The 16,264-nt window shown below is 57.2% G+C and carries 11 protein-coding genes; 7 read left to right on the top strand and 4 right to left on the bottom strand.

From position 1 onward, the window contains the following. The first annotated feature begins 128 nt into the window (after positions 1–128). Positions 129–1,199, top strand: coding sequence for a neuromedin U (locus tag DXY10_RS12210; RefSeq protein WP_244282297.1), 1,071 nt, complete (start codon positions 129–131; stop codon positions 1,197–1,199). Here the strand turns inward: DXY10_RS12210 and DXY10_RS12205 are convergent. Then, positions 1,196–2,236, bottom strand: a complete 1,041-nt coding sequence (locus tag DXY10_RS12205; RefSeq protein ID WP_115019702.1) for a helix-turn-helix transcriptional regulator — start codon at positions 2,234–2,236, stop codon at positions 1,196–1,198. The two genes, DXY10_RS12210 and DXY10_RS12205, sit on opposite strands and share 4 nt — an antisense overlap. Positions 2,237–2,339: 103 nt before the next feature. On the opposite strand from DXY10_RS12205, the gene DXY10_RS12200 reads away from it, so the two are divergent. Further along, positions 2,340–3,437, top strand: coding sequence for a sulfotransferase (locus tag DXY10_RS12200; protein ID WP_115019700.1), 1,098 nt, complete (start codon positions 2,340–2,342; stop codon positions 3,435–3,437). Here DXY10_RS12200 and DXY10_RS12195 read toward each other — a convergent pair. Both DXY10_RS12195 and DXY10_RS12190 read right to left on the bottom strand, forming a co-directional pair. Then, positions 3,403–4,449: a hypothetical protein gene (locus tag DXY10_RS12195; protein WP_115019698.1), complete on the bottom strand. Its 1,047-nt coding sequence runs from the start codon at positions 4,447–4,449 to the stop codon at positions 3,403–3,405. The two genes, DXY10_RS12200 and DXY10_RS12195, sit on opposite strands and share 35 nt — an antisense overlap. Next, entirely contained in the window at positions 4,446–4,946 is a 501-nt protein-coding gene (locus tag DXY10_RS12190; RefSeq protein ID WP_115019696.1) for a hypothetical protein, read from the bottom strand. The genes DXY10_RS12195 and DXY10_RS12190 overlap by 4 nt, the downstream gene beginning before the upstream one ends. A gap of 82 nt (positions 4,947–5,028) precedes the next feature. Between DXY10_RS12190 and DXY10_RS12185 the strand changes: the two genes are divergently transcribed. Beyond that, complete coding sequence (locus DXY10_RS12185; RefSeq protein WP_115019746.1) at positions 5,029–5,298, top strand: hypothetical protein; 270 nt, start codon at positions 5,029–5,031, stop codon at positions 5,296–5,298. A 40-nt stretch (positions 5,299–5,338) separates the two neighbouring features. Beyond that, on the top strand, positions 5,339–5,602 hold the full coding sequence (locus DXY10_RS12180) for a DUF3764 family protein (protein WP_115019694.1): 264 nt from the start codon (positions 5,339–5,341) through the stop codon (positions 5,600–5,602). 16 nt (positions 5,603–5,618) lie between these two features. Here the strand turns inward: DXY10_RS12180 and DXY10_RS12175 are convergent, their stop codons facing one another. After that, positions 5,619–7,160 carry an MFS transporter gene (locus DXY10_RS12175; protein WP_115019692.1) on the bottom strand — a complete coding sequence of 514 codons (1,542 nt, stop codon included), beginning with the start codon at positions 7,158–7,160 and terminating at the stop codon, positions 5,619–5,621. Positions 7,161–7,433: 273 nt separating this feature from the next. On the opposite strand from DXY10_RS12175, the gene DXY10_RS12170 reads away from it, so the two are divergent. The 3 genes from DXY10_RS12170 to DXY10_RS12155 form a co-directional block, all read left to right on the top strand. Beyond that, positions 7,434–10,616 (top strand): glycosyl hydrolase family 18 protein, encoded by a 3,183-nt coding sequence (locus DXY10_RS12170; RefSeq protein ID WP_115019690.1) that lies wholly within the window; start codon positions 7,434–7,436, stop codon positions 10,614–10,616. 108 nt (positions 10,617–10,724) lie between these two features. After that, positions 10,725–13,223: a GH116 family glycosyl hydrolase gene (locus tag DXY10_RS12165; protein ID WP_115019744.1), complete on the top strand. Its 2,499-nt coding sequence runs from the start codon at positions 10,725–10,727 to the stop codon at positions 13,221–13,223. 451 nt (positions 13,224–13,674) lie between these two features. Further along, positions 13,675–16,264 (top strand): autotransporter-associated beta strand repeat-containing protein (locus DXY10_RS12155; RefSeq protein WP_170955833.1); only part of this gene is annotated, 2,590 nt, incomplete at its 3' end.

The following is a 16,264-nucleotide window of genomic DNA, read 5'->3' as shown; positions in this document are numbered from 1 at the left end:
GAAACGCTCCCTTGGGCGGGCGTGACAAGCTGCATGGGCCAGTTCGAACCCGGTTGCGGGGGGTCTGGTTCCATTTGTGCACAACCTGCTAAGACTTTGCCCCGCTATCCGGTTATGGCTGGTATGAAATGCACAACTTTCAGGACCGTGTTGTGCGTAGCTTCCCCCTTCGCTTTTTGATTGCTGCAGGGGTGATCGGAGGCTTCTCACTTCTGTTGCCAAGTTCGGTGTCAGCAGAGGTGCATGACAAGGTGCTGGAGAGAAACGTTGTTGATTTTGATTTCAGTCCACTGTTGATTGAGGAGCAACAGCTGGCCCAGGCCGCTGATGCCGGTCAGATCTCAGGCGGTGGGAATGACACGGTGACGGTGTCGCCCGACGAATCCAAGTCTGAGGAAGAAGGATCGCTGGCGAAGGCTGCACAGAACCCGATCGCCAGCCTGATCAGTTTGCCGATTCAGTGGAATGCAACCCCTTCCACGCAATGGGCTCCACGGCTTCCCATCCCCTCAGTGGATCCAACGCAGCCCGTGCGCTACGTGAAGGCGGAGCCCAATCAGACCCTGAATGTGGTCAATATTCAGCCGGTGATCCCTGTTCCAGTCAGCAAGGGGTTGACGTTAGTCACACGCACGATTGTTCCTTTTATCTCTAAGCCCTGGGCGAACGGTTCTTCAATCCAGGCTCTCGGTGATATCAATCCGTCTGTGTTTTTTGTTCCCACGCTGAAAGGCAACCTCACAGTTGGCCTCGGGCCAACGCTGGTGATTCCCTCTGCAACGGATAACCGGCTCAGTTCGAAGCGATGGAGTGGTGGGCCAAGTGGTGTGCTGGTCTATTCAAAAGGGCCTGTTGTGGCAGGTGGTCTGATCAACAATGTGTGGTCTTTTGCAGGCAGTGATGGCCAGGATGTGAGCACAATGTTGATCCAGCCTTTCTTGAACTACAACTTGCCTAAAGGTTGGTATCTCACCAGCTCGCCAATTATTACTGCGAACTGGAACAATCCAGACAACAAGGGCTGGACTGTGCCTGTTGGTGCAGGTTTTGGCCGTGTGTTTGTGATCGGTACCCAGCCTGTGAATGCCTCGCTGAGCGCCTACTACAACGCTGTGAAACCTGAGATTAAGGGCCAGACGCTCTTGGGTGACTGGACGATTCGCGCACAAGTGCAATTCCTGTTCCCGGCAGGCGGTTAAGCCACAGACTTAAGCAGGGTTGTACGAGGGCTCTCTTCAAACTGCTGTTGGTAAGCCCTGGCGAAATGTCCACGGCTGCGAAATCCGAAATACTCGGCCACTTCGCATACCTGATGCAGCTCAGCCCTTTGGCGTGCTTGTTCTGATCGCAGCAAGCTATGCACTTGTTGGAGTCTGATGATGCGTAGCAACTCCATCGGCCCGCAGCCGAAATTCTCCTTGCTACCGAGGATGAGAGTGCGTCGAGACGTGAACAGCTGCTGACATACCTGATCAAGGGTGAGGGGTGTGTTGCTATTGGTGATTCCCCAAGACACCATTTCTTGAACCAGTTGGTCACGAGCTGATAGTTCAAAAGGAACGAAATGTTTGGTATTGCTTTGCAGGCAGCTCAGAATGCTGACCAGGATTGTTTGGGCGGCAAGTCTGCTTTCCTGTTCTGTCGATGGTGGCTTTTGGAAAATCTTGCAGAGATGATTGCTCAGGGTTTGATGCAGTTGTTGATCAAGTTGCATGCAGTTGCTCAGCATTAATTGATCAAGCAAGTGCTCTTGGCCGACCCGTGTCAGAAAGGTGTTGAACCGGTGGCAGGAGGTGATGGCCAGGATGCTTGTTGATCCGGCGCTGAGCTGGAAGTGCGCTTCTTGCAGGTTCTGCTTGAAGCCGTAGAGAGAAAATTGTTGGAAGGGCTGACATTGCACCCGGTGATCGTCACTGTTCCCCGTCACCTCAAGGCAGAAGCTGGTGGTGTCCTCTCCCCGCTCACCCGTGAGCAGTAGCACCTTGTTGGTCGTCAGCCTGAGCAAGCTCATCCCCTGCAGCTGCACCACGGTGAAACGACCCACGAGTGCCCCAGGTGTGAGCTGGACAATGCTGAAGTTTTTACCGATCCGTTGAAAGCAACGGGAGAGATCACAAGCGCTAAAAAAAGCAACGTCCCAGCAGCACAGGCTGGGTCGGACCTGTTGAGAAGGGAGAGAACCGCCTTGTTTTGCGATGGAAGGGACGGTCGAGGCGATTCGGGTGTCCAAGGACATGCCCAGCTTGTTCTGTTCGCTCAGACATGCAACTTATGCATAAAATCTTCTCAGTGCAGCAAATGTGGTTATTCCAAGGCGTTTATACATATTTTCGGTCGTGATGGATCGCCTTGTCGCCGGAGGCTTCCTGCGGCCGGCTACAGCCTTGAAATCCTTGCGCAATGGTCGTGTTCGTTGGAACCGCCTCCCGGTCGCGATCAATCTTGTTCTGCCCGGTGTGCTTCTGGAGCCTCTGGCCTGGTTGCAGCAGCTGCTGCTAGCCCATCGTTGTCGATCACTGCGGTTGCCAGATGATCCGGTGGTGATTGTGGGCCATTGGCGCAGCGGTACCACCTTTTTGCATCAACTCCTGGCTGCGGATCCAGGCGTTGCCACCGCCCGCAACAGTCTCACGGTTGCCCCCCAGGTGGCTGTGTTGCTGAAGCCTGTGCTGATACCACTCTTGCAACGGTTGATGACGCGCACCCGTCCGATCGATGCGGTGCCGTGGTCAGCACAGGATCCACAGGAGGATGAGATTGGCTTGGTTCGTCTCACGCCTGATACGAACATGGCTGGCGTGGCCTTCCCCTGGCACTACCTGCATCATTTTCGACGCTGTGTGCTTTCCTCTACGCCAGATTTTGAGCGCAAGCTGGTGCACTTCACCCGCTTGACTTGGCTCCATGACGGTACCGATAAGCACACGCTTCTGATCAAAAATCCAGCTCATACTGCGAGAGTTGCGCTGTTGCTGCGGCTGTTTCCGCGAGCTCGTTTTGTCTTTCTGAAGCGGGAGCCGATCGATACGATCCGCTCACTGGTTCAGGTGAAGCAGTCACTCGGAAATCTTGTTGGTTTGCAGGCGCCTCTTGATGACCTCACTCAAGTTGAGCAAACGGCGGAAGCCTATCGCTGCTTACTGAAGGCTTTTGATGCGGCACGCCCCTTGATCCCTCCAGGGCAATTGCTGGAAGTGCCTTACGACGCGCTGGTGACAGATCCTTTCTCGACCGTGCAGCGGATTTACAGCGAATTGAACCTCCAGGGTTGGGACCAAGCCCGAGGCCCGATCGCTCGCAGGGTTGCTGCGGCGTCGGATTACCGGGCTCGGCCTGTCACGTTGGCCCCATTGGCTGAGGAGCGTTTGCAGGTGCTGATGCTGTCGTTGGATGAGGGAGACGTTACTGGCCAAACGCCACCTGACAGGCGGCATTGAGCAGTTGCGCTTCATTGGCATCCTGGGGACTGCCTCCGTTGAGGCTGCCCTGTTGGCAGTTGGCGCTGTAGCGAACAGTGTCGTAGCCGTTATCGGCTTCGAACGTGATCACGTCGCCACTGGCGGTGACGCTGGGGTAATAGAGGGAATAATCGGAGTCGGGAACAACGATGTAGCTCACCTCATTGCTCTGGGCTGAGTTCACCAGGTTGTTGATCACACCGAAGGTCGCCATGCTGGCCAGTCCCCAGGCGGCAGCCCTTCCGGGGTACCAGCCCCAGTTGTTCCAGGTCGACCCGCCGTACCAGCCGTGGTTCCAAGGGCGGTTGTTGGACCAACCATTGTTGCTGTACCAGCCTCGGCCGTACCGATCCCAGTTGTTGGCAGCTTTTCTGTAGGAGTCATTGCGGGTGTTGACGCGATCAGTCCTGTTGTTCTGCCGGGTATTGGTGCGGTTGCTGCGTCCGTCCTGCCGGGTGTTTATCGCATTGTTGCGATCCGTTTGGCGGCTGTTACGCGTGCTTTGGCGGTTGGTTTGGCGGCTTCCCTGGTTCGATTGGCGCGTGCTGCGTGTGCTTTGGCGGTTGGTCTGTCGGGTGCCTTGGTTGGATTGGCGCGTGCCCTGCCGGGTACTGCGGTTTGCTCCCGCAGTTCGTGAACCACTGCTTCGTGACCCACTGCTTCGCGAACCACTGCTGCGCGATCCACTGCGACGGGACCCACTGCCGCTGTAGGAGCTGAAGCCTGTGCGGCCACCGCTTCCTCGAGAACTACGGGAGCCGGAACTGCGGGAGCCTCCTGCTCTGGAGCCTCCGCCTCTGGAGCCTCCGCCTCCACGGCTTCTGCCTCCGCGTGATCCGCCGCCACCTCGGCGTTGGGCCAGTTCAATCTCAGAGGTTGAGCCTGTGGGGGCTTCCACGCTGGTGGCCATCACGGCCACTGCCGCGGTGGGTTGCAGGCTGATGATCAGGCTGAGGATCCCGGCAAGCGGGGTTGCGTGCTGTTTGTTCATCGCTTCAAGATCTCCAGCAGTCGGGTGCAGCCCTCGTCGAAGCAGGCCACGTCTACGCGGCCGTTGCGACCGAAAGCCATGCCCACCTGGGTGCGTCCCTGCATGGCATCGCCGCTGTTCACCAGCACATCGGCCAGAAAGGTGGGGTTGTTGACACAGAAGGCTCGGTTGTTGAAGCAGAGCTCCTGGGTCTTGAAATTGATCGTGGCGCTCTTCACCGAATTCCAAGGTGTTCCGGCTTGACGGCCCTCGATGCGCACATAGGGGTTTTCGATGACGCGGTAGGCCACCGAGCGACCACCAAAGCGGTGGTGATACTCAGTGGTGTCATTCACGTTCAGTGCCGTCACCGTGCAGGCGAAGGGTTGGGCCTCAGTGGATGCACTGCAGGTGGTTTTGAGGGTGTAGAGCTCTTCGGCCTGCAGGGGTGGCGTCTGCCACAAGCTGCCCAAGGTGAGCAGACCCAGCAGTAACCGGCACCGTTGTGGTGTGGTCATGGGCTTGAGCATTCGTGCAAAGAGGGAGGGCTCTGTGCCTCCGTTCTTGCAAGATGGCCACAGCCTTGAATGGCGTCAGCACATGAGCACGGATGGGAGCAAAGACCGGCGTGAGCGTCTCCATGAGTTGTTGCTCGCACTGATCGCTCAGCAGGGCGACCTGGAGCTGATGGATGCCGATGGCCCCGTCGGGTTCAGTGGCAGCGGCGGTGGTGAGGGAGCAGCGGACGCTGCTCGTTGGTTGGATCGGAACCGTCGGCTGTTGCAGCGTTACCAGGCGCTGGTGCGCACAGCGGTCACCCTCGATGCTCTGTTGGATGCCGAGAACGCACCCGGAGCAGATGTGAGCTGAAAAGGTCGGTTCTTGGTGGTAGTTTTCGCAAAAATTTCCCATGGTTGAAACGCACGTTCTCACCTTCACAATCACCAAAAGCTTTAGTGAGTGGGCTGCGACCTACGACGCCTCCAAGCCCCTTCAGAAGGTTGCTGGAATTACGTCGTTGTATCGCGGTGTGAGCAAAGACGATCCCACCAAAGTCTGCGCCGTGATGCAGGCCGAAGCAGGGGTGATGGAGGCGTTCATTGCCGACAATGCGGAGATGATTGCCTCCTCCGGGCACGTGCTGGAGAGCACCGTAAGTCAGGTGTTTGTTTGAGCTTGTGGGTGAGGGTTCAGAGTTCCTCTTGATGCAGTAGCTGCTGCTCTGAGCCGATGATCAGGAGCAACAAGCTGAGGGCGAGTAGTAGTCCAGTGAGTGCGGCCACCACGAGCATCGTGGCCGCCATCCCTTGGCTGTATGCCTCCCGCATCACTCGGAGCACAGGCTCCACCTCGATGCCTTCCAGGTGGATCGGGCTGTTTCTGAGAAAAAGGCGCACCTGTTGATCGAGATTGGGAATCCGATCAGCGCTCAGCCCTGCCAGTTGCAGGTGGGTGACCAGATCGTTGAATCCGAATCCGCTCACCATCGTGCCGCTCACGGCCAGCCCGAAGGCGAAGCCGAGTTGGCCGCTGGTGGTTCGAAAGGCCAGCACAGAGCCGAAGCAGTTGTTGGGCGCTTCCTGCACGAACAGGGCGGACTGGGGAACTGCCACAAAGGCAAGGCCGATGCCCGCCAGGGTGAGCCCAGGGAGCAGCTGCCAGTAGGGCGTTTGCACCTGCACGATCGCGAGGAGGGCGAGCCCAAGGGTGAGGGCGAGGCTGCCCCAGCCCATCAGCACAAGGGTGCGCCGACCCGGGGCCATCCATCGGCCCGCCAGGATGCCGCCGACTCCAAAGCAGAGCAGAAACGGCAGTTGGCCAAGGGCCACAGCGCTGGTGCTGTAGCCCTGCACAAGTTGCCAGAAGTTGCTGGTTTGCAGTTGCAGCACCGCCTGAGCCACATTCCAGCCGAGCCCATTCACCACAGCTGCGGCAAAGAAACCGCGCAGATAGAGCCGTGGGGGAAAGATCGGCATGCGGCAGCGCCGTTCGATCGCAATGTGCACGGCGAAGAGCAGCATCCCGAGGGCGGTGGGCAGCCAGAAGCTGATGCTGCGTAGGCCTGGAGTGGCGTGGTTGATGCCGTACAAAAACAGCACCACGGCCGAGGCAATCGTGATCAGGCCGGCGCGGTCAGCACGCAGTGTGCGGTTGGCGGGGATCGACGGCAGTAGTACCGGGAGGAGCGGCAGGCTCACCAAGCAGATCAGGGGCACCAGTGCCATGGCCAGCCGCCAGTGCATCACCGCCATCCAGCCGCCAAGCAGTGAGCCGCTGATGAACCCCACCACGATCAGCAGATTCCAGAGGCCCAGCGCAGCGCTCACGTGCCCCGGCCTGCTCACAGCACGCACGCTGGCAAAGGTGCCGGTGAGCACGGATCCCAGGGCGATGCCGGTAAGGGCCCGGCCCAGCAGAAAGACATCGGCCTCGGCAGCCAGCATCGACAGCAGATTGCCAACCAGAGCCAGCAGCAGGGACGCCGCCAGCACCCGCCGGCGCCCGTAGCGATCTCCCAGAAAGCCCATCACGAGAACCGTGGCGGCCTGTGCCAGGGTCGACACGCTCGCGGCCAGTGCCAGCGTGGGACCTTCCATTTGCATGGCGGCGCTGGCCTTGACCAGAGCGATGTTGGCGACGCTGGGATCGATCAGCTGCAAGCTGGCCAGGATCCCTAAATAGGGCACCGCCAGGGGCGAGGTGCCGTGAGGAGGGGGGAGTGAGCGGCGCATCGCAGAGTCAGGCGACTGTCTATCCAAGGCGAGAGGAGGCCGTGGAGACGGGGCCTCGGAGGTCGGTTTTCACCCATTGGTTGTTGCTGAATACGACTGGAGCTCGCCCGGCTCGAGCCGGGAAATGTTTTGTCACTGTTTGATCATCGATGAGGCATGACTGGGGGGATTGGCAGGGTTATTCCAATGGTCGTGGCTTTGCTTTCGGGCTGAAAAGTCACTCCCAGGGTCAGCTCAGATGCTTGGGGTTTTTGTACGTTTGGGAAGGGCCTTGTGCTTGGTTTTCATGGTGGCGGAACGATCTATTCCGTCAATCCATCTGGTGCTGATATCGCCGGATTTGATCCAGAGCGTGATGTTTTGGATTTCGGGGATATTTCTGTTCATGGATTGATTCTCGGCAAGCTTGAAGATGGCTCTGCTGTCATTGTCAATCCATGGCAGGACAATGATTTTCAGCGGATTGTCGATGCGAGTGCTTCCCCGATCCGTTGGGACCAGCTTTGTCTCGATAACTTTGCTCCTGTTGGTAACGAGCATTTGCGGGCCGATATTGGAGGCGTGTTGTCTTGGGAGCTGAATCGTGGCCCCAAACAGGATGGAGTGCAGGCCGATGCTGATGGCCGGATTATGCTTTCATCCTTCGATGAATCTGTTTCTGAAACGGTGTACATCCGTTCTCATGAATATGGTGTTCAGGAGATTGTCAGTTATTTCAATCCTGAAGTCGATAAGATCAGCTTTGTCTATCTAGGAACACGTGAACGCGTCTCTGCTGTTGATACAGCACAGGGACTTCTGATTGTCGTCCAACCCAGTGGCCAGAGTGTGCTCTTGGAGGGCATTCAGGCCAGTGAACTTCGTGCCGATCACGTCGAATTTCACTTTGATCAGGTGCGAGAAGACAATCTCGAGACGGTTCTTGGCTTCGATCAGAACGATGTGGCCTTGGTCGATCGCAGCGTGCTGCTGACGCCGGATGCGCCAGTTGGAGCCTTCACTGATGGGTTTCAGGTGGAGCCCGGACAACCGGTGTATTCGCTGGGTGCCTCAATCGCCAATGGTGTGGCTTCGCACCATGCCGAGCACATGCAGCATGACCACAACCCTGGCGCTCATGCTGAAGGCCATGGCATGGAAGAAATGGCGCCTTCTATGGGGGCGCTAACGCTGAAGGCCAGTGGCAGCTTGTACTGGGGCGGGATGAGCGGTCAGCTCACCATCACCAACAGCTCAGATCAACCTTTGAGTGATTGGTCGGTCAGCTTTGAGACGCTGCATCAGAACTTCCAGAGTTGGGCTGGAGATGCGTCTCTCGAGCCACTGCCAGAGGGTGGTGTAAGGGTGACGCTGACGCCTGCCGCATGGAACAGCACGATTGCGGCCGGTCAAAGCATCAATCTGAGCTTCAACGCCGACAGCGTGGGGCTGCCGAATAGCGGCAACCTCACTGATGAACTGTTCTTTGTGGGAGGCAGCGGAGTGGAACCGGTGCCAGCTCCGGAACCCCAACCAGAGCCTGCTCCAATGCCCGAACCCGAACCCGAACCCGAACCCGAACCCGAACCCGAACCCGAACCCGAACCTGCGCCTGAACCGGCTCCCCAACCGCCACCAGCGGCTGTGCTGGTGGAAGCCACGGTCACCGACCACTGGAGCGGCACCTTCTCGGGCAATCTCACCGTCACTAACGCTGGCGCACAGGAGCTTGAAGCTGGTTGGTCGGTGAGCTTCCTGAGCGATTACGCCCTGAAGAGCATCAGCAACTTCAGCCTCAGCCAGGAGCAGCAAAGCGACGGCCGCTATCTCGTCATCCTGTCGGCGCCGAGCTGGTCTGCGGGTCAGGCCTTGGCGGCCGGCAGCACCCTTAGTTCCTACTACCAAGGCAGTGGCGACCTCAGTGGTCAGACATCACTGAGCTTCGACACTGGCGATGCGACGGCTCCCGCAGAGCCGGCAACTCCCACAGCACCTGGTGAGACCTCTGAGCCGGTCGAACCAACGTCTCCGAGCGAACCAACGGCTCCCAGCGATCCCGTGGATCCAATCGACCCAACGCCCTCACCCGATCCATCCCCCTCCAGCGATGGCCTGCGGGTGGTGGGTTACTTCGAAGAGTGGGGCATTTATGGCCGCGACTTCCGCGTTGCCGATGTGGATGCCAGCAAGCTCACCCACCTCAACTACAGCTTCTTCGGGGTGGATGACAGCGGCGATCTGTTCATCCATGACGCCTGGGCGGCCACCGACAAGCGCTTCACCGCTGATCAGCAGGTGAGCCGCACCTTCTCCGCTCGCGAATGGAGTGGCCTCGATGCCGCTTATCGCGAGGGCTTGGTGAATGGCGGTGATTTCTCTCTCTCAACAGCAGCTGATGGGTCCGTCACCCTCACCGGCCTTCCGGTGGGTTGGGAGGACCCCAATGCTGAGGCCGGCAACCTGCGTCAGCTGGATCTGCTCAAGCAGCTCAACCCTCACATCAACCTTGGCTTTGCCCTGGGGGGATGGACTCTCTCTGGAGACTTCAGCCTGGCTTTCGACGATGTCGCGGGCCGGGAGAGCTTCACCGACAGCGTGATCGACACCCTCAACCGCTACGACTTTTTCAACACCGTCGATTTCGACTGGGAGTACCCGGGTGGTGGTGGATTGGGCAGCAATGCGGTGAGCGATCAGGACGGCGCCAATTTCGCCCTCACCTTGGAGCTGCTCGATCAGAAGCTGGAGAACTTCCGGCAGCAGACCGGCCGCGAGGTGGAGATCTCCATCGCCACCGCCGGTGGTGCCGACAAGCTGGCCAACCTCAACCTTGAGGGGATCGACCCCTATGTCGACTTCTACAACGTGATGACCTACGACTTCCACGGAGGCTGGGAGTCGCAGACCGGCCACCAGGCAGCCATGACCGGTGATGCGGGGGGCTACGACGTGCTCACCGCCATCGATCAGTTCCGCCAGGCGGATGTGGATCTCAGCAAGGTGGTGCTTGGTGCTCCGGCTTACACCCGCGCCTGGGGTGGCGTGCAAGACGGGGGCACCAATGGCTACCAACAGGCGGGAGATTCCTCGCAGGCGGCCGGGTCGTTTGAAGCCGGCAGCTACGACGTCAAGGATCTGCTCACCGGGGTAGAGAACGGCAACCTGCAGCTGTTCTGGGATGACACCGCCAAAGCGGCATTCGTCTACGACTCCGTCAGTGGTCTGTGGAGCTCGATCGAAACCGCAGCCACCGTGGCCGGTAAAGCGGCCTACGTGCAGGAGGCGGGGCTTGGCGGCTTGATGTTCTGGGCGCTCTCGAATGATGCCGCTGGTGAGCAGAGCCTGGTGGATGCTGCCTTTGATGCCTTGCGTGGTGGTGGTTCTCTACAGGAGATCGCCTCCAGGGCTGAGCCGTTCGACCAGGTGCTTGGCGGCGACGGCCAGTTCAGCCTCCAGGATTTCACCGCTCTGTCCTGATCGGAGCATGCGCCACCAGTGCTGGCCTTCACTGCGGTGAGGGCTTTGTGCTGGACCCCTGGCCCTTCTGCCCAACTCTGGCAATCTGGGGCGACTCTCGGCCCATGCATGGCTCCGCTCGGATTGTCTGCTCTCAAATCCCTGCTGGGCCGTGGCTCCAAATCGAAAGGCTGGAAGCCGCCCGAGGCGAGCTGGAGCCGGCCCTTTGGTCTGGGCTGGGAGAACCCCTATACGGTGCGCTACGCCAGCAACCTCGACGATGGTGCCAATCACGGCATGCCTCTTGGTGGCTTTGGGGCGGGATGCTTCGGTCGGGCAACGGACGGCAACATCAACCTCTGGCATCTGGATGGCGGTGAGCACTGGTTTGGGGTGCTGCCGGATTGCCAGTTCGCATTGTTCGAGAGCAACGGCACCGCAACGCGCGCCCATGCCCTGGCGGTGAAACCGGATGTGGATGCATCACGGCCTGAAGCAGGAGAGCCGTTATCCGCTTGGGATTGGTATCCAGCCAGCACCGCAGAGCAGACCACGGGCACCTATGCCGCCCGCTATCCACTGAGTTGGACGCACTACGAAGGCGTCTATGACGCCGAGGTGCGTTGCGAGGCCTTCAGCCCGATCCTGCCGGGTGACTATCAGCGCACCAGCTACCCAGTGGCGGTGTTCGTGTGGACCCTACGCAACCCCACCGACCAGCCCCTGGATCTATCGCTGCTGCTGAGCTGGCGCAACACCACCGGCTGGTTCACCAACACCGATGCCTCCGCGGAGGTGCACTTCCGCGACGACGGCAGCCCGGAGCACAACTACGCCCCAGCAATTGGCAAGACCAACGGCCAACGCAACCGCTGGGTCGACGATGGCACCCTCAAAGGCGTGGTGCTGGAGGGCAACGTCTCCAACCCTGTTGCTGAAGGCGAGGGGCAGTGGTGCATCGCCACCACCGAGCAGCCGGGGGTGCGCATCCACCGCTGCAGCCGCTGGAACCCCCACGGGGATGGCAGTGAGCTGTGGAACAGCTTCAGCGCCGATGGAACGATTCCTGATAGCAACAACGATCGCCGAAGCGGTAAGACGGATCCGCTCAGTGCTGCCCTGGCGGTGCAGTGCCAGTTGGCGCCGGGCCAGAGCCTGGAGATTCCGGTGGTGATCAGCTGGGATCTGCCGGTGACGGCCTTTGCTACCGGCAGCCAGGCCCTGCGGCGGTACACCGATTTCTTTGCTGCAGACGGCAACCAGGCCGCTGCGATCGCTTCCGAAGCTCTGCGCGATTGGCGTCGTTGGCAGGCTCAGATTGAGGCCTGGCAGCAACCCGTAGTGGAGCGCCGTGAGCTCCCCGAACCGTTGCGGATGGCGTTATTCAATGAGCTCTACGACCTTTGCAGCGGCGGCAGCCTCTGGAGTGCGGCGACGCCAGCTGATCCATTCGGCCGATTCGGCGTGCTCGAGTGCCTCGACTACGCCTGGTACGAAAGTCTTGATGTACGCCTTTACGGGTCGTTTGCCCTGCTTCAGTTGTGGCCGGAGCTCGATAAGGCTGTGCTGTGCAGCTTCGCTCGGGCGATTCCAGCTGCTGATGCAACGCAACGGCCGATCGGTTGGTATTTCACCCAGGGCAAGGGCAGGGTCGAAGCCGATCGCAAGGTAAAGGGGGCCACTCCCCACGATTTGGGTGCCCCCAATGAGCAGCCTTGGGATGCCACCAACTACACGGCCTATCAAGACTGCAACCTCTGGAAAGATCTCGGTAGCGACTTCGTGCTGCAGGTTTGGCGCACCTTCAAGCTGGCCCCAAGCGGAGAAGACATCAACTTTTTGGCCGCATGCTGGCCAGCAGCTGTGGAGGCCCTGCGCTATCTCAAAACATTTGATGCCAATCACGATGGCCTGCCTGATAACGGTGGTGCACCGGATCAGACCTTTGATGATTGGCCTTTGCAGGGCGTCAGCGCCTATTGCGGAGCGCTTTGGATCGCTGCTCTTGAAGCAGCCTTGGCCATTGGTCAGACCTTGCAGCTCAAAACAGGGCTGGATACGGCAGAGGAGCAGCGAGAGTTCAGTGGTTGGTTGGAGCAATCGCGCAGCAACTTTGATCGCTTGCTCTGGAATGGTGAGTACTACGACATCGATGCCGAAAGTGCTACTCCGGTGGTGATGGCCGATCAACTTTGTGGTGATTTTTATGCCCGCTTGCTCGGGCTGGAGCCTGTGGTGAGTGAGGCCAACAGCCGCAGTGCCCTCAAGGCTGTGAAGGAAGCCTGTTTCGAACGGTTTGAAGGTGGAGCACTTGGTGTAGCCAATGGACTCCGCCGTGACGGCACACCCTTGGATCCGAATGGCACCCATCCTTTGGAGGTGTGGACCGGAATCAACTTCGGGATTGCGAGCTACTACCAGCTGATGGGAGAAGAACAGACGGCTGAAGCAATCTGCTCAGCGGTGGTGAACCAGGTGTATTCAGGTGGCTTGCAGTTCCGCACGCCGGAAGCGATCACCGCTGTGAACACCTTCCGTGCCTGCCATTACCTACGGGCGATGGCGATCTGGGGGCTGTGGGCGACACATACGGAGTGGCAGGTGATTCCTGGAGCTGAGAAGGTTTGATTATTCGCAAAACTCTGGAGCTCAAGATCAGCGGTATGTTATTTGATGGTTGATTGCCCCGTTGAAGGTTGGTCAAGAACTCCCTCTCTAAGTTCTTTCGGTGAAACTGGTTTGTTCACCCCCAGTTTGAAGTTGGCCTGGCTTGGAGACTGGAACCAGGGGAATGAGGAACAGACGATTGGGTTTGACTTCACTGACAAGACCCACAGCGTGGGAACGAACCAGGAGGATTGCTTGAGAGGCGGCGCTGTGATGTGAGGACGCGATCGTGGAACGAACTGTCGCGCGAGCGATGGTGTGAGCTTTCAGTTGCAACCTCGATGAGCACAGGACTGATACCCGCCCCCCTCAGATCAAAGCATTCTCCCTCGAATGGTCTGTGCTTTGTAAGAACCGGTTGAATTTCTGCGCGTGACAGCAAGAATGATCTCTGTATCTACTCGATGTGACGATGGCGATTAAGACAACGGGCCTGGTTGTTGCCCTTGGTCTTGGCTTCGCGAATTCGGTCTTTTGGCCGGCCGTCGTCAAGGCGAACGATCTAGAGGGGAATTATGTCACCACCGCTAGTGGAGGCTCCATGGTTGATGTCTACACCTTGCCGCAGGATTATCAGACGATTCTTCGTGTTGAGGGTGAGGATATTTATGCTGTTGAGTATTATATTACGACAAACGATGATGCTGATGCTCTTGGAATATCCCTGAAGCAATGGGTTGATGAGAGCAGTGGCGTTGAGCAGTTTTTCAATGCTTGGTACGGTGAAGAAAACAAGAATCTTGCCAAGAGTTTGTCTGAAGGGTATGAAATCTTTGCCTCTGACAATGGTCTCCTAGGCGTTTCGACTCCTTGTACGAATAACGAGGGCATTGAACCTGATGGTGCATTGTGTTTGAACGATGGGAGTAATGGTGGAGGCTTTATTTATTCCGGATGGAGCGGAAATCCTCCTTTGGCTTCCGAGTTTAATCGTCCTGACACTGATATTGGCAGCAACAATGGCCTTGTTTACTATTGGAATGGCCAGGACTATTACACTAATGGTGGTAAAATAGTTAATCGAATTCAAGCATTCGGTGGTTGTGCGGTGAATACCATCAAGGCTGATGTTGCTTCCAATAAATTGGTTGGAGCCAAGGGTAGTGGAACCGATGGCGCAACTTTTTGTGCCTACGATGGCAAGAAGGTGTCTTCATCGTTGTATGCACCTGTGTTTGAGGGTGGCACTCTGGAGGTCGTAGGTGACGATGCCCAAACCTTTGCGCAGAACTTCTATATCGCCGAAGAGGGTGGTGAAATTAATAACAATGGTAAGAATGTCACATTCTCGGGTGAGTTTACAGATGATATTCCGTCTCCCACTCGCGGGACTCTGACCTTCTCTGGTAGTGCGACCACAACTCTGTCCGGAAGTAATGACTACGATGGTGAAACCGTTGTCAAGCAAGGAACCCTAAGGGTTACGAATCGTATGGGACTGGGCTCCGCTAATGGTGGAACAACAGTTCAAAAAGATGCACAGCTGATCTTCAAGCTCAATGGTGTTAGCAATACCGATAGAGCGACAATTCATGAGCCCATTGTTGTAGATGGTGGAGTCCTCAGTTTTGATGGACAGCATTTAATTCTTGGTGCTGATGCTTCTTTGGAGTTGATTGGGGACTCGAGAATCAATGTCACAAAGGATTCCAAAGATGTTTATATCTTCGTTAAAGATGGAATTCAGGGTGAAGGTAATTTAATTAAAGTCGGTGCTGGAACCTTGCTGCTCAACGCGCCCTCCAGTGGCGATTCTGAGCAAAGGTATCAAGGAAATACCCTCGTCCGTGAGGGCGTGCTGATTATTGACAGCAACACGTCGTTGCCATCCACGACGGATGTGGAGATTGACAAGGATGCGACCTTACGCATCCTCAGCACAATCAACCGTGTTCAGTCTCTCAGTGGTTCAGGAGATCTCGTGCTTCGAGATCCGGATGCTGCTTTGATTGCAACAAGCTCCAATGGTAAGTCGTTTGCTGGGGAGATTTCGGGAGAAGGCAGCTTTACGAAGACTGGATCAGCTGACTTCCTGGTGAGAGGCTCCAACGCTTTTCGACAGTCGGGTGACACACGGATCAAGAACGGAACTCTTGATTTAGGAAACACTGCACAAGAGATTCAGTCTCTGATTGTTGAAGGTGCTGGAGAAGTGCTGGGGGGAGACCTTTCCGTCGGTCAATTGGATAATGCTGGTGAAATCACAGCGGCGGCTTTGTCCGGAAACAATGATGATAATAAATTCATCAACTCTGGCTCGATCGAAATTACGACTTCAGCCAATATTGACTTAAAGGGGGGAGATGACACTTTCTTGACCAACGCCAATGTCTCTGGCTCGGGAATCATTGATGGTGGTGAGGGCACTGATACGATCAAATTTGGTACGGATAGAACATGTGATCTTGAGAATCTAGATAATCCATGCGAAGACGTGCCTTCGTTTAAAGCAGCGAAAATAGATAATTTCGAATTTGCTGAACAGGTAACAGGCGACTGGGATTATGACGGCAACTATAACGAGGCTGGCGTTGAGACAATGACTCTCAAAGGGGGGCGACTGCTCATCCTTGATAGCGAGCACGCAACATTCAAGAACTTTGTGATGGAAGGTGGTCAGATTTATGCCAGCCTTGAAAGTAAGAATTCAGCGCCGCTGGTTGCTGATCGTTTTGATTACAGAGGTGGATCTTTAGTGATTGCGGCTGCTGATCAGGCCGATCCAGAGGGAACCTACACAGTGATTGATGCCCCTGCTGCCAGTCAAGGAGAAATGAATGAGCTGGCAGCAAAAACAGTGCTTGTCTTTGACGGCAATATTGGATACTTCAGCGGTATTGGAGTTAATAAAGGAATTGAAGAAAGCACGATTTATGATGTTTATCTCCAGGAAGGCAGTTTGCAGCTCGTTGTTGATAAGAAGTCGGCTTCTGAAGTGATTGCTGATTTGGATTGCTCGAGCCCAGACCGATATGTGGATGCCATTTGTGACCCTGGCAGCC

Source organism: Synechococcus sp. UW140 (assembly GCF_900474295.1).
Taxonomy (GTDB): Bacteria; Cyanobacteriota; Cyanobacteriia; order PCC-6307; family Cyanobiaceae; genus Synechococcus_C.
Note: the sequence above shows the minus strand (reverse complement) of the source record. Positions and strands in the feature narration are given on the sequence as shown.